Source organism: Bradyrhizobium sp. A5 (assembly GCF_042076515.1).
In the GTDB taxonomy this organism is placed as follows: domain Bacteria; phylum Pseudomonadota; class Alphaproteobacteria; order Rhizobiales; family Xanthobacteraceae; genus Bradyrhizobium; species Bradyrhizobium cosmicum.
Genome location: NZ_CP148990.1, coordinates 716,242 through 737,698, shown reverse-complemented (window position 1 = coordinate 737,698; position 21,457 = coordinate 716,242). Strand labels below are relative to the sequence as shown.

Below are 21,457 nucleotides of genomic sequence, written 5' to 3'. Positions count from 1 at the left end.
TCGGTGGACTCACAGACTACAAGTCAAAGACCATTTTGATTTCATCATTGCCTGATGTCGTTGTGAGGACTGAGTTTTCGACGTGCAGTTCATGTTCCGGGACCACCTTCTCGATACCGATCGGCGCGAGCTGAGCCGCGAGCAGGTTCCCGTGGCCGTAGAGCCGCAGGTTTTCGACCTGGTCGTCCACCTCATGGAAAACCGCGACCGGGTGGTCAGCAAGGACGAGCTGATCGACAAGATCTGGCACGGACGCAGCGTCTCGGAATCCACCCTCACCAGCCGGATCAACGCGGCGCGCAAGGCGATCGGCGACAATGGCGCGAACCAGGCGCTGATCCGCACCATCGCACGCAAGGGCTTTCGCTTCGTCGGCGATGTCCAGACGCAGCTCGGCGCGGTGCCACCGGAGCTCGGCCGCCTCGCCCAGGCGCCGCAGGCGCTCGCGCTGCCGGACCGGCCTGCGATCGCGGTGCTGCCCTTCACCAATATGAGCGGCGACCGCGAGCAGGACTATTTCTCCGACGGCATCAGCGAGGACATCATTACCGCGCTGTCGAAGCTGCGCTGGTTCTTCGTCGTCGCGCGCAACTCCTCCTTCATCTACAAGGGGCGCGCGGTGCACATCCACGAGGTCGCGCGCGAGCTCGGCGTTCGCTATGTGCTCGAAGGCAGCGTGCGACGGAGCGGCGATCGCGTGCGCATCTCGGCCCAACTCAACGACGTCTCGACCGGCAGCCATCTCTGGGCCGAGCGCTACGACCGCGAGCTCGCCGACATCTTTGCCGTGCAGGACGAGATCACCGAAGCGATCATCGCCGCGATCGAGCCGCAGCTCTACGCCGCCGAAAGCTTTCGCGCCCAGCAGAAGCCTCCCGGCAGCCTGGATGCCTGGGACCTGGTGATGCGCGCGCTGTCGCATTACTGGCGTATCACGCGCGAGGACAATGCCGCCGCGCAGGCATTGCTCGAACAGGCGACCGCGATCGATCCGGCCTATGGCAAGGCGCTGGGCCTGCTCGCGACCAGCCATATCTTCGGCGCGCATATGGGCTGGGCCGACATGGCCGCGACCGTACCGGTCGCCGAACGGGCAGCGCTTGCGGCGGTGGAGGCCGATCGCGAGGACGCCTGGGCCCATCACGGCCTCGCCTATACCTATCTATTCCGCCGCCGCTTCGACGACGCGCTGGCGGAGTTCGAACTGACGCTGACGCTCAATCCGAATTTTGCGATGGCGCACGCCTTCTATGGCGTGACGCTGTGCTACGCGGGACGATGGCAGGACGGCGATGTGGCCGCGCGCCGCGCGCTGCGGCTCAGCCCGCGCGATCCGCTCGCGGCGATCTATTGCGGTGTTGCGGCCTATGCGCAGTTCATCGGCCGCAATTACGAGGCGAGCGTGCAGATGGCGCGTGAATCGATGCGGCAGCGCGCCGATTTCGTGGGCGCCCACCGCGTGCTGACCGCCGCCGCCGGCATGTTGGGAGATCCTGAACTGGCGGCGTCCGCACTGCAAGGCCTGCAACGTACCCAGCCCGGCCTCTCGCTCGCCTGGCTCACGCGCGAACTGCCGATGCTGCGCGCCGAGGATCGCGCGCATTATCTCGAAGGGTTTCGGCGCGCGGGCATGAGGTGAAGACTGTCTCCCTCTCCCCGCTGGCGGGGAGAGGGAAGAACGTAGTGTATGCTACTCCTGCATCATCTCGCCGCTGCCGCCGAACTCGGCCGGAAAATCCTTCAACTTCGGCAGGCCGTCGCGCATCGGCAGCACCGTCTCGGAATAGTTGACGTGGACGCCGGGCGTGAAGGCGAGCGTGGGGATGGTGGCGGAGAAGACGTCGATCAGGTCGAGCGGCGGATGGTTGGTCATGAGATGACCGCCGCACTTCTTGCAGTATTTGCGCTGGCTGAGCGGCGTCTTGGCGAAGGTCTCGACGTGCTGGGCACCCTCGGTGATGCGCACGGCTTCGGGCTTCCACAGGCTGAAGGCGTTCACCGGTCCGCCCGACCACGAACGGCAGGAACGGCAATGGCAATAGCCCATCGCCGCCGGCTCGCCCGTGACCTCGATCGTGACCGCGCCACAGAAGCAGTTTCCGACATGTTTCATTTGGTCGTCTCCGTTGATGAGGGTTGGAATTCCTCTCCCCGCTCCTGTTCGCCGAAATCGCGGCGACGAGGGATGCGGGGAGAGGCTTCGGGGTGAGGGGGAATCACCCCGATAAACGATGGAGGAGGAATCCGGCAAGATCAGTTACGCGCCTCAACGCCGCCGCGCGTCCTCCTTTCGGCGGACGCGACGGAAAGACGCGCGAACTATACTGACCTGCGCCAGGGAATAAGCATCGACACCCGTTGTTTGTACTGCCGGTACTCGTCGCCGAAAAGTTCGACGAGGTCGTGCTCCTCCAGCGCGATGCCGACGAAGATGTAGATCGTGGTCACGGTCGCGAACAGCAGATGGCCCGCGGTCATGACCGGCGCGGCCCAGAACGCGATGATGAAGCCGAGATAGATCGGGTGACGCACGAAATTGTAGAGCATCGGCGTCTTGAAGCGTGTCGGCGCCGCCTCCTTGCCGATGAGATGGTTGGTCACCTGATGCAGGCCGAACAACTCGAAGTGGTTGATCATGTAGGACGAGGTGAACACCAGCACCCAGCCCGCGAAGGAGAGCGTGACCAGCGTCACGGCGAGATCGGGGTTTCCGACATCCCATATGACCGTGGGCATCGGGCGCCACTGCCAGAACAGGAGCAGCAATGACAGGCTCGCGAACAGCACATAGGTGCTCCGCTCGACCGGCTTGGGCACGAACTGCGTCCACCACGCCTTGAAGCGCTGGCGCGCCATCACGCTGTGCTGAACGGCGAACAGCGTCATCAGCAGCAGATTGACGATGACGGCTTCAGCCGCCGGCGTGTCGGTTCCGGTGTCGATGGTCTTCGGCACCACCAGCCCCATGACGAAGCCGATGGCGTAGAGAATGGTGACGAAAAACACGAGATATGCCGCAATTCCGTACAGAAAGGCGATGAACTTGAAAATACGAGAGCCCGCAACCTCCGGGCCGATGGAATGAACATGGTGATCAAGTTGGGTCATAAGACGCTCCGTTGTGCCGAGGCATCGGCACTGTTTGGTCTTCGCACCATGCCGGATCGGACGGCCCCAGGCTTTCGCGGACGGTTGATTTTCGCCTGAGACGACTTTGATTTTTGCTTGAGACGACGGAAACGTGCGATTTCTCTTTGAAAACAACGTGCTCGACGGCGACCTGCGGGAGCTCACCTGCGGCGGCGCAGCCGTGCCGTTGCAGCCGCAAGTGTTCGATCTCCTGCTCTATCTGGTCGCGCAGCGCGCCCGAGTGGTCAGCAAGGATGACCTGATCAGCCAGATCTGGAGCGATCGCATCGTCTCGGATTCAGCGCTGAACAGCCGGATCAACGCGGCGCGCAAGGCGCTCGGCGACGACGGCGCGACTCAGCGGCTGATCAAGACCATCCCGCGCAAGGGCTTTCGTTTCGTCGGCGACGTCCGGGAGGAAGCGGCCCTCACGCTCGCGCCAGCCGAACCCGCCCCTCCCCCGGCGCGCATCGCGACGGACCGCCCGGGAATCGCAGTGCTCGCCTTCGAAAACATGAGCGGCGATCCCGCGCAGGAATATTTCGGCGACGGGATCAGCGAAGACATCCTCACCGCGCTGTCCAAGCAGCGCTGGTTCATGGTGATCGCCCGCAACTCGTCCTTCACCTACAAGGGACGCGCGGTCCACATCAGGCAGATCGCCGAGGAGCTCGGGGTCCGCTACGTCGTCGAGGGCAGCGTGCGCAAGGCCGACAACCGCGTGCGCATCACCGCGCAGCTCAACGACGCTACCACCGGCGGCCATCTCTGGGCCGAACGCTACGACCGCGAACTCGTCGACGTCTTCGCCGTGCAGGACGAGATCACCAACGCGATCGCCGCGGCAATTGAGCCGCAGATCCATGCGGCGGAGAATTTCCGCAGCCATCGCAAGCCACCCGCGAGCCTCGACGCGTGGGACCTGCTGATGCGCGCGCTGTCGCACTACTGGCGCGTGACGCGGCAGGATCATGGAGCGGCGCAAGCGCTGCTCGAGCGCGCCATCGCGATCGATCCGGACTACGGCCAGGCGCTGGCGGTGCTGGCGGCGAATCACATGTTCGGCGTGCATCTCGGCTGGGCCGAGCTTGCCGCGATCGCGCCGGTGGCGGAGGCCGCCGCGCTCGCCGCGGTGCGCTGCGACCACGAAGATGCCTGGGCGCATGCCGCGCTCGGCAGCGTCTGCTTTTCGACGCGCAGGCTTGCGGACGCGCTCTCCGAGTTCGAGCAGGCGCTCGCGCTCAACCCGAACTTCTCGCTGGCGCAGGGCTATTACGCGCTGGCGCTGTCCTATGCCGGACGATCCGCAGAATCGTTCGAGGCGGCACAACGGGCGATCCGGCTCTCGCCGCGCGATCCGTCGCTGGCGATCTATCACGGCATCGCCGGCTATGCGCGCTTCACCGAGCAGCGCTACCTCGAAGCGATCGCGCTGGCGCGCGAGGCGATCCGCCACCGCGGCGACCTCACCGGCGCCTATCGCGTGCTTGCGGTGTCCGCCGGCATGACCGGCGACAGCCTGCTCGCGGAGACGGCGCTGGGCGAACTCCGTCGCACCCAGCCCAACATCTCGCTGCACTGGATCGCGACGCAGCTGCCGTGGGCCAATGAAGCCGATCGCGAGCACTATCTGGAGGGGTTCCGGCGCGCGGGGTTGCGGTAGACGACCGTCATGCCCCGGCTACATCAGGCGCTTCCGCCGCAAATGGACGATGACGTCGAGCCGCGTGATCTCGTGTCCGGGAAGCGCGGCCGGCACCTTGGTGAAGGCGAGCCCGCCGGCGACGTCGACCAGGATATCCTCACCCTCCAGATAGAAGTGCGGATGCACCGATGTATCGGTGTCGAAGAACGACTTGATCCCGTCGGCGGCGATCCGGCGCAGCAGACCAGCATCGGTGAACTGGTTCAGCGTGTTGTAGACGGTCGCGAGCGACAGTCGCAGATTGGCGGCCATCGCCTCGTCATAGAGGCCTTCCGCGGTGACGTGACGGTGATCGCCGAGCAGCAGCATCCGGGCGAGCGCCAGACGATGACGCGTGGGCCGGAGGCCGGCATCGCGAAGCAGTTGCGCACAGCGCGCCGCGGCCTCGTCCGCGGGGGGGATGGCGAGGTCGTCTGAATCTGAATCCGTTTCGGGGAGGCTGGAAAGGACATCCATCGCCGACGCACTCGCACTTGACCGGGAACGCGAAGCTTGACGCGTTTCAACATCAGATCGCAGCAGCGGCGGCCAGGCTTTGATCCGGATCAAACTCGTAGCGGATCCGCCTCTGACCTATCGCAAGGCGGCCCGGCTCTTTCCCGGCCAGAATGACGTGATATTGATGAGGCTGACATGTCCAAGCCGGTTCCCGACAAGGCAGAGATCGCGCTCGAATATCCCGACAAGTTCTATGTCGGCACGTTCGAGCATTCATCGCGGTTCGAGGCGCGTCTCGACGGCAGCGGCGTTGCGCTGGTGCTGCAGCACCCGGGCGCGACAGACGAACGCAAATCGGTGCATCTGCACCTCAATTTCGGCCTGCTCGCCGGCATCCTGCGCGAGCTCGCGGGCAGCGTCGCCGCCCTCCCCAAGGACGACATCGCGCACCGTGAGCAACTCGTCGAGGCGCTTGCCGAATTGCAGCGGGCGCTGCGGACGTCCTGAAGCCGCGCCCTACTTCGCTTTCGCCTGCATCGGCTTCGGGGCCGCTGCAAGGCGTCGTCCGGCGCGATGTCAGAAGCCTCGGGCCGTCAGTGCCTCCGCTTGTAAACCAACTAGACGGTTTGTAAAATACGAAAATGGCCCCGTGGCGCATTTGGCCGCAGGCGCGGATTTGGGCAGTCGCTGGCAGGAATTCGTTAACGATGAATCAGCTGCGCTTGCGCGGGGGCGCGGCCTTCGCTGCGCCCGATTTCGCGGCGCGCGGGTCAGCCGGCTGTTCGAGGCCGGTCCACTGCTTGTCGTCGAGCAGACGCGAAAACAGCCGATCATGCTCCCCCTTGCTGAGCGGAGACATGCCGAACAGGCCGCTCAGCAGCAGGCCCCTCGCCGCCGCCCAGCGCAACAGCGCCAGATCGGGATCGGCCGCCTCGGCCTTGATCGCCGCAACACGCTTCATCTCGCGCTCGCGCGGCAGCGACATCAACTCCGGATTTTCGACCATGGCCGCAACCAGCGCCAGCGCCGCCGAATTCGGCGCACTGGCGGCTTCCCGCACGGTCGCAAGCTGGGTGGCAAGTTCGGGGTTCACAGACGTCGCGCCCACTTTGGCGTGATAATCGTTCGAAAACTCCTCGAAATGCGCCATCTGCCGATCGAGCAACGCCTTGAGCACCGCCTCCTTGGTGCGGAACTGATGCATCACGCCGCCCTTGCTCAGGCCGCTCTCGCGCGCGATCGCATCGAGCGTCAACCGGCCGGGCCCGTCACGCGCGATGATCGCGATCGCCGCCTCGAGCGCGGCGTTGCGGGACCGTTCGGAGCGTGTGGCATTGTCCATGGCCGACTTGTCTCCGCGGCAAGATCATGAATCAAGGGAAAACAGGACGCGCTGTACATTTTTTGTGCGAACGCTGTCGAGACTTTCATCTTGCGGCGTCGAATGAGACTGTGTGAGCCTCGATATCGGACGGGGACTGGGCCTGCCGTAGCTTTGCGCGCCATGACGTGCGAAGCGTTTGCGGCTGGTCTCGCTTGAGAAAGATACGACATGTCAAAACGAGTGTTGCTTGGTGTCCTTCTGGCTTGCGGCCTCACGGCCTCGGCACTGGCGCAAGAGCCGAAAACAGGGGGTGTGATCAACGCGGTGATCCAGCCCGAGCCGCCCGGCCTGATGCTTGCGATGATCCAGAACGGTCCGACCCAGATGGTGTCAGGCAACATCTTCGAGGGCCTGCTTCGCTACAGCCCCAAGCTCGAGCCGCAGCCGGAGCTCGCCGAGAGCTGGAGCGTCAGCGAGGACGCCAGGACCTATACTTTCAAGCTCAGGAAGGGCGTCACCTGGCATGACGGCAAGCCCTTCACCGCCGCGGACGTGCTGTTCTCGATCGAGATGCTGAAGCAGACCCACGCCCGCGCCCGCACCAACCTCGCGCAGGTCGACAAGGTCGAGGCGCCGGACGACTACACGGTGGTGTTCACGCTGAAGCAGCCGTTCGGCCCGTTCCTCGGCATCTTCGAAGTGGGCTCGATGCCGATGGTGCCGAAGCATCTCTATGAAGGCACCGACTTCAAGACCAACCCTTACAACAACGCGCCGGTCGGCACCGGCCCCTTCATGTTCAAGGAATGGCAGAAGGGCTCGTTCATCCGCTTGGTCAAGAACCCGAACTATTACGAGAAGGGCAAGCCCTATATCGACGAGATCTACTGGCAGATCATCCCCGACGCTGCCGCGCGCTCGGTGGCCTACGAGACCGGCAAAGTCGACGTGCTGCCCGGTGGCTCGGTCGAGAACTTCGACGTGCCGCGGCTGTCCAAGCTGAAGGACACCTGCGTCACCGGTGCCGGCTGGGAGTTCTTCTCGCCGCTGGCCTGGCTGTGGTTGAACAACCGCCAGGGTCCGCTCGCGGACAAGCGGGTGCGGCAGGCGATCATGTATGCGATCGACCGTGACTTCGCCAAGGACGTGATCTGGAACGGGCTCGGCAAGGTTGCGACCGGCCCTTCATCTTCGGCCATCAAATACTACACCGCCGACGTGCCGAAATATCCGTATGATCCGGCCAAGGCCAAGGCCCTGCTGAAGGAAGCCGGCTACAAGGGCGAGAAGATCCGCCTGTTGCCGCTCGCCTATGGCGAGACCTGGCAGCGCTGGGGTGAAGCGGTGAAGCAGAACCTCATGGACGTCGGCATGAACATCGAGACCATCGCCACCGACGTTGCCGGCGGCAACCAGAAGATCGGCGACTGGGACTATGACATCGCCTTCACCTATCTCTACCAGTACGGCGACCCCGCGCTCGGCGTCGGCCGCAACTACATCTCCAGCAACATCGCCAAGGGCCAGGTGTTCAACAACGTCGAGGGTTACTCCAACCCCGAGATCGACAAGCTCTTTGCCGATGGCGCCGTCGCGACGCCGGACTCCAAGCGCAAGGAGATCTACGAGAAGGCGCAGAAGATTCTCGTCGAGGACGTGCCGGTGGCCTGGATGCTCGAGCTGCAATTCCCGACCATCACCCGCTGCAAGGTCAAGAACCTGATCACCACCGGGATCGGCGTCAATGACGGCTTCAAGGACGCATGGCTCGACAAGTGAGCCCTGCTCTTTCACCTCTCCCCGCCCGCGGGAAGAGGTGCTCTAAGAGCACCCTCGCCTCCGCGGCTGCAGGTCACCCCACCGGTATGACTCTCTAATATGCTCTCCTTCGTCGCTCAGCGTGTCGTGAAGGGCGTGATCGTCCTGCTCGCGATCGTCGTCCTCAATTTCTTCCTGATCCGCCTTGCGCCAGGCGACCCCGCAGTCGTGATGGCTGGCGAGGCCGGCGCCAGTGACCAAGTCTTCGTCAAGCAACTGCGGGAAAAGTTCGGTCTCGACAAGCCGCTGCCCGAGCAGCTCTTCATTTACGTCAAGGGCGTCGTCACCCTCGACCTCGGTTTCTCCTTCCGTCAGCAGGCGCCGGTCGTGAAGCTGATCGCCGAGCGGCTGCCGGCGACGCTGCTGCTGACGCTGACGGCGTTCGCGATCTCGCTGATGCTCGGCGTGCTGTTCGGAACCTTTGCCGCGCGCTTTGCCGGAACGTTTCTCGATACCGCCATCACCGTCTTTGCGCTGATCTTCTACGCCATGCCGATCTTCTGGGTGGCGCTGATGGGCATCCTGCTGTTCTCGGTCACGATGGATTGGCTGCCGAGCTTCGGCTACGAGACCGTCGGCGCCAACCTCACCGGCTTCGCGCACGCGCTCGACGTCGGTGCGCACCTGATCATGCCGGCAATGACGCTCGGCCTGTTCTTCATGGCGACTTACACCCGCATGACGCGCGCCTCGATGCTGGAGGTCAAGCGGCTCGACTTCGTCAAGACCGCGCGTGCAAAGGGCCTCACCGATGCAGTGATCCAGCGCCGCCACGTGCTGCGAAACGCGCTGCTGCCTGTCGTGACGCTCGCCGGCGTGCATTCGGGCACGCTGATCGGCGGCGCCGTCATCACCGAGACCGTGTTCGCCTGGCCCGGCATCGGGCGTCTGATGTACGACGCACTGCTGCAGCGGGACTACAATCTGTTGCTCGGCGTCTTCGTGATCTGTTCGGCGATGGTCCTGATCTTCAACCTCATCACCGACCTGGTCTATCGCCTGGTCGATCCGCGCATCGAATTCGCCTCATGAAACAGTTCTGGAAATCGATGCTGAAGAGCCCGAGCGGCGTCATCGGGCTCATCATTCTCCTGCTCGCGATCTCGGTCGCGGTGTTCGGGCCGATGCTGTTCCCGAACTCGCCCTGGCGCATGGTGCAGCGGCCGTTCCTGCCGCCCTTCACGCTCTCGACCGTGCCGCTCGGCACCGATGCGCTCGGCCGCGACGTGTTCGCCGGCATGATTTTTGGCGCACGCGTGTCGCTGCTTGTGGGCTTGGTCTCCACACTGGTGGCGCTGGTCGTCGGCGTGCCGATCGGCGCCATGGCCGGCTATTTCGGCGGCAAGGTCGACGACGCCCTGATGCGCTTCACCGAGTTCTTCCAGACCATTCCGAGCTTCGCGCTGGCGATCGTGCTGGTCGCGATCCTGCAGCCGTCGATCTACTCCATCGTCGCCTCGATCGCGGTGGTCAGCTGGCCGCCGGTCGCCCGCCTCGTCCGCGGCGAGGTGCTGTCGCTGCGCACGCGCGAATACGTCCAGGCCGCCGTCGTCACCGGCCAGAGCAACACCTGGATCATCCTGCGTGAGATCCTGCCCAACGCGCTGTCGCCGGTAATCGTGCTGGCCTCGCTGATGGTGGCGACCGCGATCCTGCTGGAATCCTCGCTGGCCTTCCTCGGCCTCGGCGATCCCAATCTGATCTCCTGGGGCTACATGGTCGGCGCCGGCCGCACCGTGATCCGCCAGGCCTGGTGGATCACCGTGTTTCCCGGCGTCGCCATCCTGATCTCGGTGCTCGGCCTCAACCTGATCGGCGAGGGCCTCAACGACGCGCTCAATCCGCGCCTGTCGCGCGAGGGGCGTTGACCATGGCCGCGCCAGCCACCGTTTCAATCAAAAATCTGCAGATCGCGCTGCCCAGGGGTGCCGAACGTCCCTTCGCGGTCGACGGCATCTCGCTCGACCTGAGGGCCGGCAAGATCGTCTGCGTCGTCGGCGAGTCCGGTTCCGGCAAATCGATGTGCGCGCATGCGCTGATGGGCCTGTTGCCCGACACGGTCTCCACCACCTCCGGCGAGATCATGTTCGAGGGCCGCGACCTGCTCAAGCTCGACGAGGACGGCTGGCGCGATTTGCGTGGCCGCAGGCTCGCGATGATCTTCCAGGAGCCGATGACCGCGCTCAATCCGTTGATGCGGATCGGCGACCAGATGGCGGAAATGTTCGAGGCCCACGGCCTGCTGACGCCGAGAGAGCGGCGCGCCAAGGCATTGTCGCTGGCGCGCGAGGTCGGCCTGCCCGACCCTGAACGAATCGTTCGCGCCTATCCGCACCAGCTGTCCGGCGGCCAGCGCCAGCGCGCCATGATCGCGATGGCGCTCGCACTCGAGCCGGCCGTATTGGTCGCGGACGAGCCGACCACCGCGCTCGATGTCACCACGCAGGCGCAGATCCTCAAGCTGATCCGCAACCTGCAGCGCAACCGCAACATGGCGGTGATGTTCATCACCCATGATTTCGGGGTCGTCGCAGACATCGCCGACCAGGTCGTGGTGCTCCGCCATGGCAAGGTCGTGGAGGAAGGCCCCGCCGCGACCGTCTTCAACAACCCGCAGCACGACTACACCAAGGCGCTCCTCGCCGCCGTGCCATCGATAGACCCGCCGGCACGCCAGCCGCTAGACGACCAGGCCAGGGCCGTCGAGGTCATCGGGCTGGACAAGACCTACGTCACCTCAGGCGGCTGGTTTCGCAAGGACCGCCGCGTCGATGCCGCGCGCGAGGTCAATTTCAACATCCTCAAGGGCGAGACGCTCGGCCTCGTCGGCGAATCAGGCTCCGGCAAATCGTCGGTGGCGCGTCTGGTGATGCGGCTGATCGAGGCCGACCGCGGCACGGTGCGGATCGGCGAGACCGATCTCACCTCACTCTCGGCAAGGCGCTGCGCGCCGAACGTCATCGTATCCAGATGATCTTCCAGGACCCGTTCGCCTCGCTCAACCCGCGGCGCAAGGTCGGTCACATCATCGCCGACGGTCCGATCGCGGCCGGCACCGACCCGAAGGTCGCCTTCGACCGCGCCCGCGATCTCCTGAAGATGGTTGGCCTGGACGCCGGCGCGCTCGACCGCTACCCGCACGAATTCTCCGGCGGCCAGCGCCAGCGCATCGGCATCGCGCGCGCTCTCGCGCTCGAGCCCGAGATCATCGTCGCCGACGAAGCCGTCTCCGCGCTCGACGTCTCCGTCCAGGCACAGGTCCTGAGGCTGCTCGAGGATCTCAAGGCGCGCCTTGGCCTCTCGATGCTGTTCATCACCCACGATCTGCGCGTCGCCGCCCAAATCTGCGACCGCATCGCAGTGATGCAGCGCGGCGTAATCGTCGAACTGAAGCCGACCGCGCAGCTGTTCGCCGCGCCGGAGCACGCCTATACGCGCGAGTTGCTGGCTGCAGTGCCGGGACGCAAGGAACGCGCGCCGGCGGCGTGAGCAAGTAATCGCGGCCGCTACCTGGCCGGTGGATTGGTGTTATTCCAGGTGGGGACTGAGTTGGTGACGCCGACAGATGGCTGAGTAGACGTTCCGACCGACGGCGCCGTCACCGTCCCGACAGTCTGCCCGGAACTCCCGATCGTGCCTTGTTGTACCGGCGCTCCGAGGGGGCTGTGCGTGCTGTTTTGTGCGCCCGTTCCCGATGTCTGCGCGCTTGCGGCGAACGGTGATGCCGCTAATCCGATGGCGATGAGCGCGGCAATAGAACGTTTCGTTCTCGTCATGGCTAGTCCTTTCGAGGCGGTCCCTCGATTGCGTCGGCGGTTCGGTTGTCGAACGGCTCGAGCAATGAGCAATTCAATAACTTCACACAGGCGAGAATGTGCCGCATCGGGGCCTGGCTGCCGGTCTCAACACTCCGTTACGATGCCGCAACGGCACGCACCGGCCGTAGGAGGATGGCGCATCTGCGCGGTGTTCATTCCACCCGTAGTCGTACGGTCACGGGCATTTTATCCCTTGTGACTGCCTGAGCGGCGGCAAACGCGAAGCCCGCACCCCATATGCTAATAGATGATTTCCGTCATTTGATGATGGATCTGCCGATCTATTGGAGCCGACATGGGCCAGGTTATTCAGTTTGTCTCGAAGTCCGAACGCGAGCGTGTTCGCCTCATCAAGGAGGCACGCGCGATCTATGACAGCATCTTTCCGCCGGCTGACCCGGCCGGCGAACGGCGGGATACGGCGTCGATCGGCCGCGCGGGCGGCGGCGACGTGGGAAATCTGGCGTGATCAAGATCGTCGCGGTGCTGTGCAGCCTTTCCTCGCCAGCGAATTGTCACGAGCAGATCGTCACCACGTCGGAGTTCGCGAACGTTTCGATGCAGTCCTGCCTGATGGGCGCGCCGCAGCTCGCCGAGTGGATGAACCAGCATCCGGCCGAGCGCCTGGCTGGATGGCGCTGCGTGTTCGGTCAACAGACCGGCAGGGGCGCCTGAGCCCGGAGATCGTTCGACGGAAACAGCGCGCGATCCGGTTGGTCGCGCCGAGAGCTGCCTTTTGACTCCTTCGCCACCCTCATCATATGATCTTTGTCATCTTATCGAGAGTCTGGGGCGAGCGATGATTGACGACACATCCGGCAAGGCCATCGAGTACGGTGTCGTGCCCATCGACGTCATGGCATCGATGCCGGGGCTTGATTTCGTCCGCGCGATCTTCGCGCGGCAATTGCCCGAGCCGCCGATCATGCAGACGGTCGAGCCGTTCGACTGCACGGCCGAGCCCGGAATTGTCGTGATCCATAGCGTGCCGGGCCTGCGTCATTACAATCCGATCGGCTCGGTGCACGGTGGCTATGCCGCGATCCTGCTGGATTCAGCGATGGGGCTTGCGGTGCAGACCACGCTGCCGGCGGGCACCGGCTACACGACGCTGGAATTCAAGATCTCGTTCGTGCGCGGCATGAGCGAGGCCAGCGGCACGATCCGCACCGAAGGTCGCGTACTGAACGCCGGCCGCCGGGTCGCCACCGCCGAAGCGCGCATCACCGATACGAAGGGCCGGCTGCTCGCGCACGCGACGACGACCTGCCTCGTGTTCGGGATCGAGAAGGGCGGCGCGGAAGGCTGACGAGCGGCGCGATCGCTCATCATCGCGGATTGGTGTTGCTCCAGGTCGGGACCGCGTTGGTCACGCCCACCGACGGCCAATTGTACGTTCCGATCGATGGCGCCGTGACCGTACCGACCGTCTGTCCGGATGACCCGTAAGCGGGCCTCCCCTGCGTCGTCGCCGATCCGGCACTCCCATCGGCCGGGGCCACCGCACTCGTGTTGTAATATCGACCCGACCGGTGCTTCTTCGCATCCGCCGCGTAGGGCGCGGCAAGCAGTCCGGTCGTAATGAGTGCGGCAATGGCGAGTTTGATGCTTGTCATGCCTGATCCTTCCGTCGTTAAGGCCCCTTACGACATCTGTTCATTCGCCAGAAGACTTCCAGAGGCCTCCCGTTCATAACTCCGTGCACGCGCGAATATCCCAAGGCGACGCCTTACGCGTTCATCCCCGCTTCGGCCGGCGAGCATGGCGATCATGCCGCTCCTTCACGGTCGCGACCGAATGCATGAGCTCCTTGAAGGCGACGATCGCCCTGTCCTCTCCGAGCGCGCAATCGGTGCCGGATTCGAGATGCTCGATCACGGCCAGCAGCGCATCTCCGATCTGGCCGATCTGCTTGCCATAGCTGCCGACGTCGGACAGCAAATCCTTCTCGACCTCGGGCGCCGAGGATTGCCCGACGGTAATGTTGACGAGGCCGAACTGGCCGCCGGTTGGGCTGAAGAACGACGTGATCGGGCTGATGGACTGCACGACGTCCCCCGACAAGGGCAGCTTGAACACGGGCATGGGATGTCCCCTCGCTGACGCTGAACCGGCAGCGCGAGACTAGCACGGTCATGCCCGCCTTCGGATGGACCCGAATCAGCGCTAGTGCATTCACCTCAGCGACTTCGCGTATCGAGGTGACATGACGGGCCCTGAACTGAAGCAATTGCGCGCCGACCTGTCCGAGGTGCTCGGCCGGGAGCTCACCGTCGCCGACATGGCCAAATTGTGCGGCCTGCCGGCGGCGAGTGGTGCCGTCACGGTCAGGCGCTGGGAGGTCAGCGGCCCGACCGTCGAGGCGACCAAGGTGTTGCGCGTGCTGGCCATGGCCAGCGAGCGCTATCCGATCCTGGAGAAGTTTGACATCTTCGATCGTCACGACGTGCGCGAGGAAGACCGGCCCGCCAAGCGCGCAGCCTTCCGCGAGCAGATGCGCGATGAGGCGCGGCGGCGTCTTGGTTAACGAAAGGCGCGCACAAGTTACCCGAAGCTTGCGAAGTTAAGCCTTCCTTCACCACTTCTTAAGCCGACATTAAGTACAAAAACCATTTACAGCCCAATAAGTTAGGTTGGCTGTCGCTGTGCCACGGATGTGACAGCATTTTCGTCAAAAGCGAGCTATCTGCAAAACCAATGACGGCGCGGACGGCGCCTTCCGGGGACCTAGAGTGTTGGAGTTGAAGACCATGAAGAAGATTCTGTTTGCGACCGTCGCGCTGCTCGTGGTGGGCGCTGCTGCGCCGGCGATCGGTGCCGATCTCGGCAACCGCAACTACTACAAGGCGCCCGCGCCGGCCTATGCCGCGCCGATCTACAACTGGACCGGCTTCTACCTCGGTGCGCATCTCGGCGGTGCGTTCTCCAGCGACAACAATTTCAACGGCCTCTCCACCGGCAACAACGGCAACGGCCGTTTCCTCGGCGGCGTGCAGGTCGGTGCGGACTGGCAGTTCAACCCGAACTTCGTGGTCGGCGTCGAAGGCCAGTATTCCTGGCTTTCCGGCAGCGTCGGCGCGGTGTTCCCGGGCGGCGTCGCCTACACCAACGACCAGCGTGGCCTCGGCTCGATCACCGGCCGCGTCGGCTACACCTGGGGTCCCGGCCTGCTCTACGTGAAGGGCGGCTACGCCTATTCCGACAACAACGAGAAGGTGACCGTCGGCGGCGTGCCGACCGGCTTCATCATCGATGGCGACCACCGCAATGGCTACACCGTCGGCGCCGGCCTCGAATACATGTTCGCCCCGAACTGGTCGGCCAAGGCCGAGTACCAGTACTACAATTTCGGCGACGCGCATTTCACCGCGGGCCCGCTGGCCGGCACCGGCAACTTCACCACCGACGACCACACCATCAAGGCGGGCGTCAACTACCGCTTCAACTGGGCCAACTCGGCGGTCGCGCGCTACTGATCGCGCCTGACGAAAATCTCCTGCATCATCAAGGGCCGGCAATTCTGCCGGCCCTTTCTTTTTCGCTGTGCGGAACAGATGCAACCGATTGTGCAACTTGCGATTTTTTAACCCGAGCTGAGGATACTCCGCCGCGAAAATATAAAGATCACGAGTGGGGGAATTCCGATGGCGATCCGTATTGGTGGCCTTCTTGGCCGTCTCAAGCCTCGTTTCAAGATGCCAAGGTGGGGCGTGCGCGGCAGCCTGTTCGCCGCTTTCGCATTGATCGCGGGCATGGGCCTCGTGATCGCAGCCGGCGCCGGCTTCGTCTTCAATCATCTCGGCGCGACCATGATGGATCTGAGCGGCCGCGACATCCCGCGCCTCTCCGCCAGCCTCCAGCTCGCCTCGCAGAGCGCAACGCTCGCAGCCCAAGGCCCGGGCCTGCTGGCATCGCCATCCGATGAGGCGCTGAACGAGCGCACCAAGAGCGTGAAGGACATCCAGCAGCTCGCCATGGCCAAGCTCGGCGAGATCATCGAGCTCGGCGCCGACAAGCAGACCGCGACCGCGCTGCAAGACACCGCCAAGAGCATCGACGAGGCGACCCAGAGCCTGGTCTCGGCGGCCCGCGAACGGCTCGACACCGGCGCACTGCACGACAAGCAATACGAAGCGCTGCGCAAGGCCCAGCTCGCCTTCGTCGGCGCGGCGGGTCCGGCGATGCTGGACGCCCAGACGCGCCTCAACGCGATCCTCGGCGCGGCAGAAGTCTCCGCTGACGATGCCACCGAAGCCGCCCGCTCCGTCGCCCAAATATCGATGGTCTCCGCCAACGGCAATTTGATGGCCGCCGACATGATGGCGGCGCTCTCGGCCAACAACAGCGACACGCTGGAAGTGATCGAGAAGGAATTCAAGGCGACGCGCGACCGCGTCAAGTCGAACCTCGAGGACCTGCCCAAGGTGGCCTCGATGCAGGCGATGCGTGACGCCGTGCAGAAGCTGTTCGCCTTCGGCGAAGGCAAGACCGGCGTGTTCAAGATCCGCCAGAAGGAGCTCGACTCCATCGACTACGGCCAGACCATCCTGGACGAGACCCGCAAGCTCAATGTCGGCCTCGGCATCAGCGTGCAGCAGCTCGTCGAGGGTGTGCAGAAGGAGACCAACGCGTCGACCTTCCAGGCGCGTCAGGAAATCTCGTTCGCCACCACGGCCATGCTGGCGCTGGGCGCCTTGATGCTGGTCGGCTCGGCGCTGTTCGTCTGGCTTTATGTCGGCCGCAACATCCTGCGCCGGATCGGCGCGCTGCATCAATCCATGCAGCTGCTCGCGAACGGCGACCTCGAGACCGAAACCTACCGCTCCAAGAACCACAACGACGAAATCTCGGTGATGGCGAACACGCTGCAGGTGTTCCGCGAGAGCATGATCGAGGCCCGCGCGATGTCCAGCGAGCAGGACAAGGACCGCGCGGCCAAGGCCGAGCGTGCCGCGCGCATGGAAGCCAGGATCGCAGAGTTCGAGAGCACGGTGCGCAATGCGCTCGACAATCTCGCGCAGTCGGCCAATTCGATGCAGTCGACCGCGCAGAGCATGTCGAACACCGCGGACCAGTCCAACGCATTGGTGAACGCGGTCGCTTCCGCCGCGGAGGAGACCTCGGTCAACGTGCAGACGGTGTCGGCCGGCACCGAGCAATTGTCGTCCTCGATCGCCGAGATCAGCCGCCAGGTGGTCACCTCGGCGGAGATCGCCAAGAAGGCGGTCGACGAGGCCGGCGCGACCGACGCCACGGTGCAGAGCCTCGCCGACGGCGCGAGCCGCATCAGCGTCGTCGTCGACCTGATCCAGACCATCGCCTCGCAGACCAATCTGCTCGCACTCAACGCCACCATCGAGGCGGCGCGCGCGGGCGAGGCCGGCCGCGGTTTCGCGGTGGTCGCGTCCGAGGTGAAGAGCCTCGCGAGCCAGACCGCGAAGGCAACGGAAGAGATCCGCACCCAGATCGCCAGCATGCAGTCGGTCACGACCTCGGCAGTCGGCGCCATCCAGGGCATTGGCCGGATCATCGGCGAGATCAACGATGTCACGACGACGATCGCGGCCGCCGTCGAGGAACAGGGCGCGGCCACCCGCGAGATCGCCCGCAACATCCAGCATGCCGCCGGCGGCACCAGCGAGGTTTCGAGCAACATCGTGGGCGTCTCCACGGCATCCGCCGAGGCCGGTACTGCGGCGAGCCAGGTGCTGGGTGCCTCCGACGCACTCCGCCGCGAAGCCGACCTGCTGCGCGGGGAGATCGATGCGTTCCTCAACAACATGCGGGCGGCGTAGGCCGCCGCCCGCAGCCCGGGTGCCGAACGCAATCCGGGCTACGGAAAACGGCCCGGGAATGACCGCTATGCGGGCAGCGCCTCGCGTCCTTTTTCGGCTGGCGCGCCGCGCGCGGTGGGTTTAAGCCGATAGCATGAACGCGAAAACCGACACCGCGCAGTCCTCGGCCGAGGCACTGCGTTACCCCTGGGACCAGCATCCCGGCCCAGAAGAGGTCGTGGAGGTCAGGCCCGGCGTGCTGTGGGCGCGGCTGAAATTGCCGTTCCGCCTCAACCACGTGAACATCTACCTGCTCGCCGATGGCGACGGCTATGCGATGATCGACGCCGGCTTCGGCAACGAGGAGACCATCGAGGCCTGGACCAGGCTGTTCGAGGGACCGCTGAAGGGCGTCAACATCACGCGCCTGATCGTCACGCACTCGCACCCTGATCACGTCGGCCTTGCGGGCTGGATCGTCGACCGCTTCAACTGCCCGCTGGTGATGTCGCAGGTCGAATATCTGCAATCGGTCTATCACCAGAATCGCGGCACCGAAGAGCGGCGCGAGGCGCAGCGGCTGTTCTTCCGCCGCCACGGCATGGACGAGTCGCTCACCGAAAAACTGCTCGGCCGCGGCCAGGATTATCTCAAGCGTGTCTCGGTGCTGCCGCCGTCCTACCGCCGCATCTCGCATGGCGACGAGGTCGTGATCGGCACGCGCCGCTTCAAGGTGATCACCGGGGGCGGCCACGCGCTCGACCAGGTGATGCTGTATTGCGCCGACGACAAGCTGTTCCTCTCCGCCGATCAGGTGCTCAGCAAGATCTCGCCGAATGTCAGCGTGTGGGCGGTCGAGCCCGACCAGAACTCGCTCGGCGAATATCTGGCCTCGCTCGCAAGCCTCACCACCACCCTGCCCTATGACCTGCTCGTACTGCCCGGCCACGGCGTGCCGTTCTACGGATTGAAGACCCGCATCAAGCAGCTCGCCGATCATCACGAGGAGCGCTGCAGCCTGATCGCGGAAGCCTGCCGCGAGGTGCCGCAGACCTCGCGCGCCCTGGTGCCTGTCGTGTTCAACAAGCACGTGCTGGACGAGCACCAGATGGGTTTTGCCGCCGGCGAGCTCGTCGCCCACGTCAACTACATGATCGTCGAGGGCCGGCTGACGGCCGAGACGAAGGACGGCGTGCTCCAGTTCAGGACGACATGAGCGGTGGCGCCAATGGCCGGGCTTGTCCCGGCCATGACGATGTTGTGGAGCCAGCTCACTTCATGTTCGCGATCGCGTGCAGGGCCGCGATGTAGCCGAACGGCCCCAGTCCGCAGATCACGCCTGACGCCACGAACGAGATCTTCGAATGGCGGTGATATTCGTCTCTGGCGTGAATGTTGGAGATGTGGACCTCGAGCACAGGACCTTCGAACGTCTTGATCGCGTCCATGATCGAGACCGAGGTGAAGGACAGGCCAGCCGGATTGATGATGATGGCATCGGCGTCCTGCCGCGCAGACTGGATCAAATCGACCAGCACGCCCTCGTGGTTGGACTGATGGAAGGGGACCTTGAGCCCGAGCTTCGCGGCGGTTTCCTCGCAGCTCGCATTGACCTGCTGGAGCGTCGTCGTGCCGTAGATGTGCGGCTCGCGTATGCCGAGCATATTGAGGTTGGGACCGTTGAGAATCATCACGCGCTTCATAGAACGCTCCTTTCGAATGATAGTCTGCTGATTTGTCTGGCCGGGCCCACGGCAGGATGAGGCCACTACATCGCCCCTCGCGACACATACCGCATAGCAGCATGGCATAAGCCCGTGAGCTCTTTGATCGGGATCAAGTTTCAAATCGCACGATAGGGCATTTTGCCCAAATGCCCCTCGTGGCCAAATGTGGGATAGCGCATAGACATTGGAGCTGAAAACGCTCTAAAAGATGCGGCCCCTTGGTCCGGTTCCGTTGCAGGTTTTGCCGATGGATTACGCCCAGTTCTTCAATTCCGCCCTCGATCGTCTCCACTCCGAACGGCGCTATCGCGTGTTCGCCGACCTCGAACGTATCGCCGGCCGGTTCCCGCATGCGCTCTGGCATTCGCCCAAGGGCAAGCGCGACGTCGTGATCTGGTGCTCCAACGATTATCTCGGCATGGGCCAGCACCCGAAGGTGGTCGGCGCCATGGTCGAGACCGCGACGCGCGTCGGCACCGGCGCAGGCGGCACCCGCAACATCGCCGGCACGCATCATCCGCTGGTGCAGCTCGAGGCCGAGCTGGCCGATCTCCACGGCAAGGAAGCCGCGCTGCTGTTCACCTCGGGCTATGTCTCGAACCAGACCGGCATCGCGACCATCGCAAAGCTCATTCCGAACTGTCTGATCGTGTCGGACGAGCTCAACCACAATTCGATGATCGAAGGCATCCGCCAGTCCGGCTGCGAGCGCGTCGTGTTCCGCCACAACGACCTCGCCGACCTCGAAGAGAAGCTGAAGGCTGCCGGCCCGAACCGGCCGAAGCTGATCGCCTGCGAGAGCCTCTATTCCATGGACGGCGACGTCGCCCCGCTCGCGAAGATCTGCGATCTCGCGGAGAAGTACAATGCGATGACCTATGTCGACGAAGTTCATGCCGTCGGCATGTACGGACCGCGCGGCGGCGGCATCGCCGAGCGTGACGGCGTCATGCATCGCATCGACATTCTCGAAGGCACGCTGGCCAAGGCGTTCGGCTGCCTCGGCGGCTACATCGCCGCCAACGGCCAGATCATCGACGCCGTGCGCTCCTATGCGCCGGGCTTCATCTTCACCACCGCGCTGCCGCCGGCGATCTGCTCGGCCGCGACCGCGGCGATCAAGCACCTGAAGACCTCGAACTGGGAGCGCGAGCGCCACCAGGACCGCGCCGCGCGCGTCAAGGCGATCCTCAACGCCGCCGGCCTGCCGGTGATGTCGAGCGACACCCACATCGTGCCGCTGTTCATCGGCGATGCCGAGAAGTGCAAGCAGGCCTCCGATCTGCTGCTCGAAGAGCACGGCATCTACATCCAGCCGATCAATTATCCGACGGTCGCCAAGGGCACCGAACGGCTGCGCATCACGCCCTCGCCCTATCACGACGACGGCCTGATCGATCGGCTCGCCGAAGCCCTGCTGCAAGTGTGGGACCGACTCGGCCTGCAGCTCCGCGAAAAATCGTTGGCAGCGGAGTAGGCTTTTCTTTCGCCTCGCCCCGCTTGCGGGGAGAGGCCGGATCGCATCGCCAGATGCAATCCGGGTGAGGGGGGTCTCCGCGAGTCCAGCTATCACCGTCTCCGCGGAGAGCCCCCCTCACCCCACCCTCTCCCCGCAAGCGGGGCGAGGGAGCACAGGCAGCTCGCCCCCCCCCCGCTTAACGACAACCCCAGTTCCCGCCTCGGCACGGCATTTCGCTGTCGCTTGCGTGCGCCCAACGCGCTAG

The 21,457-nt window shown here is 64.5% G+C and carries 22 protein-coding genes and 1 pseudogene; 15 read left to right on the top strand and 8 right to left on the bottom strand.

Annotated features, from left to right (window positions below):
- The first annotated feature begins 82 nt into the window (after positions 1 to 82).
- Positions 83 to 1,639 (top strand): winged helix-turn-helix domain-containing tetratricopeptide repeat protein, encoded by a 1,557-nt coding sequence (locus WHZ77_RS03430; RefSeq protein WP_375312395.1) that lies wholly within the window; start codon positions 83 to 85, stop codon positions 1,637 to 1,639.
- Positions 1,640 to 1,690: 51 nt separating this feature from the next.
- Here the strand turns inward: WHZ77_RS03430 and WHZ77_RS03425 are convergent, their stop codons facing one another.
- Both WHZ77_RS03425 and mddA read right to left on the bottom strand, forming a co-directional pair.
- On the bottom strand, positions 1,691 to 2,113 hold the full coding sequence (locus WHZ77_RS03425) for a GFA family protein (RefSeq protein ID WP_014439467.1): 423 nt from the start codon (positions 2,111 to 2,113) through the stop codon (positions 1,691 to 1,693).
- Between the two features lie 206 nt (positions 2,114 to 2,319).
- Entirely contained in the window at positions 2,320 to 3,108 is a 789-nt protein-coding gene (mddA, locus tag WHZ77_RS03420) for a methanethiol S-methyltransferase (protein WP_375312394.1), read from the bottom strand.
- Positions 3,109 to 3,241: 133 nt separating this feature from the next.
- Between mddA and WHZ77_RS03415 the strand changes: the two genes are divergently transcribed.
- A complete protein-coding gene (locus WHZ77_RS03415; protein ID WP_375312393.1) occupies positions 3,242 to 4,792 on the top strand; it encodes a winged helix-turn-helix domain-containing protein in 1,551 nt (516 codons plus the stop codon).
- Between the two features lie 18 nt (positions 4,793 to 4,810).
- Here the strand turns inward: WHZ77_RS03415 and irr are convergent, their stop codons facing one another.
- Complete coding sequence (irr, locus tag WHZ77_RS03410; protein WP_375312392.1) at positions 4,811 to 5,290, bottom strand: Fur family transcriptional regulator Irr; 480 nt, start codon at positions 5,288 to 5,290, stop codon at positions 4,811 to 4,813.
- Between the two features lie 177 nt (positions 5,291 to 5,467).
- Here irr and WHZ77_RS03405 point away from each other — a divergent pair, with 177 nt between their 5' ends.
- The gene (locus tag WHZ77_RS03405) at positions 5,468 to 5,779 is read left to right on the top strand and encodes a hypothetical protein (protein WP_014439463.1); all 312 of its coding nucleotides are present in this window, start codon (positions 5,468 to 5,470) and stop codon (positions 5,777 to 5,779) included.
- A gap of 205 nt (positions 5,780 to 5,984) precedes the next feature.
- On the opposite strand, the gene WHZ77_RS03400 is transcribed toward WHZ77_RS03405, so the two are convergent.
- Positions 5,985 to 6,614 (bottom strand): TetR/AcrR family transcriptional regulator, encoded by a 630-nt coding sequence (locus WHZ77_RS03400; protein WP_375312391.1) that lies wholly within the window; start codon positions 6,612 to 6,614, stop codon positions 5,985 to 5,987.
- 210 nt (positions 6,615 to 6,824) lie between these two features.
- On the opposite strand from WHZ77_RS03400, the gene WHZ77_RS03395 reads away from it, so the two are divergent.
- From WHZ77_RS03395 to WHZ77_RS03380, 4 genes and pseudogenes are all read left to right on the top strand, one after another.
- Positions 6,825 to 8,375: an ABC transporter substrate-binding protein gene (locus WHZ77_RS03395; RefSeq protein ID WP_375312390.1), complete on the top strand. Its 1,551-nt coding sequence runs from the start codon at positions 6,825 to 6,827 to the stop codon at positions 8,373 to 8,375.
- Positions 8,376 to 8,474: 99 nt separating this feature from the next.
- Positions 8,475 to 9,446 carry an ABC transporter permease gene (locus tag WHZ77_RS03390; protein ID WP_014439459.1) on the top strand — a complete coding sequence of 324 codons (972 nt, stop codon included), beginning with the start codon at positions 8,475 to 8,477 and terminating at the stop codon, positions 9,444 to 9,446.
- Complete coding sequence (locus tag WHZ77_RS03385; RefSeq protein ID WP_375312389.1) at positions 9,443 to 10,282, top strand: ABC transporter permease; 840 nt, start codon at positions 9,443 to 9,445, stop codon at positions 10,280 to 10,282. The genes WHZ77_RS03390 and WHZ77_RS03385 overlap by 4 nt, the downstream gene beginning before the upstream one ends.
- Before the next feature lie 2 nt (positions 10,283 to 10,284).
- Positions 10,285 to 11,903: pseudogene (locus WHZ77_RS03380) on the top strand (ABC transporter ATP-binding protein).
- Positions 11,904 to 11,920: 17 nt separating this feature from the next.
- On the opposite strand, the gene WHZ77_RS03375 reads toward WHZ77_RS03380, so the two are convergent.
- Positions 11,921 to 12,190, bottom strand: coding sequence for a hypothetical protein (locus WHZ77_RS03375; protein WP_375312388.1), 270 nt, complete (start codon positions 12,188 to 12,190; stop codon positions 11,921 to 11,923).
- 337 nt (positions 12,191 to 12,527) lie between these two features.
- Here WHZ77_RS03375 and WHZ77_RS03370 point away from each other — a divergent pair, with 337 nt between their 5' ends.
- From WHZ77_RS03370 to WHZ77_RS03360, 3 genes are all read left to right on the top strand, one after another.
- On the top strand, positions 12,528 to 12,701 hold the full coding sequence (locus WHZ77_RS03370; protein ID WP_375312387.1) for a hypothetical protein: 174 nt from the start codon (positions 12,528 to 12,530) through the stop codon (positions 12,699 to 12,701).
- On the top strand, positions 12,698 to 12,907 hold the full coding sequence (locus tag WHZ77_RS03365) for a hypothetical protein (RefSeq protein ID WP_375312386.1): 210 nt from the start codon (positions 12,698 to 12,700) through the stop codon (positions 12,905 to 12,907). The genes WHZ77_RS03370 and WHZ77_RS03365 overlap by 4 nt, the downstream gene beginning before the upstream one ends.
- Positions 12,908 to 13,031: 124 nt before the next feature.
- Positions 13,032 to 13,541 carry a PaaI family thioesterase gene (locus tag WHZ77_RS03360; protein ID WP_375312385.1) on the top strand — a complete coding sequence of 170 codons (510 nt, stop codon included), beginning with the start codon at positions 13,032 to 13,034 and terminating at the stop codon, positions 13,539 to 13,541.
- A gap of 19 nt (positions 13,542 to 13,560) precedes the next feature.
- Here WHZ77_RS03360 and WHZ77_RS03355 read toward each other — a convergent pair whose 3' ends face one another.
- Both WHZ77_RS03355 and WHZ77_RS03350 read right to left on the bottom strand, forming a co-directional pair.
- Positions 13,561 to 13,848 (bottom strand): hypothetical protein, encoded by a 288-nt coding sequence (locus WHZ77_RS03355; RefSeq protein WP_375312384.1) that lies wholly within the window; start codon positions 13,846 to 13,848, stop codon positions 13,561 to 13,563.
- 121 nt (positions 13,849 to 13,969) lie between these two features.
- Positions 13,970 to 14,317 (bottom strand): hypothetical protein, encoded by a 348-nt coding sequence (locus WHZ77_RS03350; RefSeq protein ID WP_375312383.1) that lies wholly within the window; start codon positions 14,315 to 14,317, stop codon positions 13,970 to 13,972.
- Between the two features lie 121 nt (positions 14,318 to 14,438).
- Here WHZ77_RS03350 and WHZ77_RS03345 point away from each other — a divergent pair, with 121 nt between their 5' ends.
- From WHZ77_RS03345 to WHZ77_RS03330, 4 genes are all read left to right on the top strand, one after another.
- Positions 14,439 to 14,759 (top strand): hypothetical protein, encoded by a 321-nt coding sequence (locus tag WHZ77_RS03345; RefSeq protein ID WP_375312382.1) that lies wholly within the window; start codon positions 14,439 to 14,441, stop codon positions 14,757 to 14,759.
- Between the two features lie 223 nt (positions 14,760 to 14,982).
- Positions 14,983 to 15,708, top strand: a complete 726-nt coding sequence (locus WHZ77_RS03340; RefSeq protein WP_375312381.1) for an outer membrane protein — start codon at positions 14,983 to 14,985, stop codon at positions 15,706 to 15,708.
- Positions 15,709 to 15,876: 168 nt separating this feature from the next.
- Positions 15,877 to 18,027, top strand: a complete 2,151-nt coding sequence (locus tag WHZ77_RS03335) for a methyl-accepting chemotaxis protein (RefSeq protein ID WP_375312380.1) — start codon at positions 15,877 to 15,879, stop codon at positions 18,025 to 18,027.
- 133 nt (positions 18,028 to 18,160) lie between these two features.
- Positions 18,161 to 19,222 (top strand): MBL fold metallo-hydrolase, encoded by a 1,062-nt coding sequence (locus tag WHZ77_RS03330; RefSeq protein ID WP_014439448.1) that lies wholly within the window; start codon positions 18,161 to 18,163, stop codon positions 19,220 to 19,222.
- A gap of 55 nt (positions 19,223 to 19,277) precedes the next feature.
- Here WHZ77_RS03330 and aroQ read toward each other — a convergent pair whose 3' ends face one another.
- A complete protein-coding gene (gene aroQ, locus WHZ77_RS03325; RefSeq protein WP_375312379.1) occupies positions 19,278 to 19,709 on the bottom strand; it encodes a type II 3-dehydroquinate dehydratase in 432 nt (143 codons plus the stop codon).
- Positions 19,710 to 19,980: 271 nt separating this feature from the next.
- Between aroQ and hemA the strand changes: the two genes are divergently transcribed.
- Positions 19,981 to 21,210 (top strand): 5-aminolevulinate synthase, encoded by a 1,230-nt coding sequence (gene hemA, locus WHZ77_RS03320; RefSeq protein ID WP_375312378.1) that lies wholly within the window; start codon positions 19,981 to 19,983, stop codon positions 21,208 to 21,210.
- Positions 21,211 to 21,457: the final 247 nt, after the last annotated feature.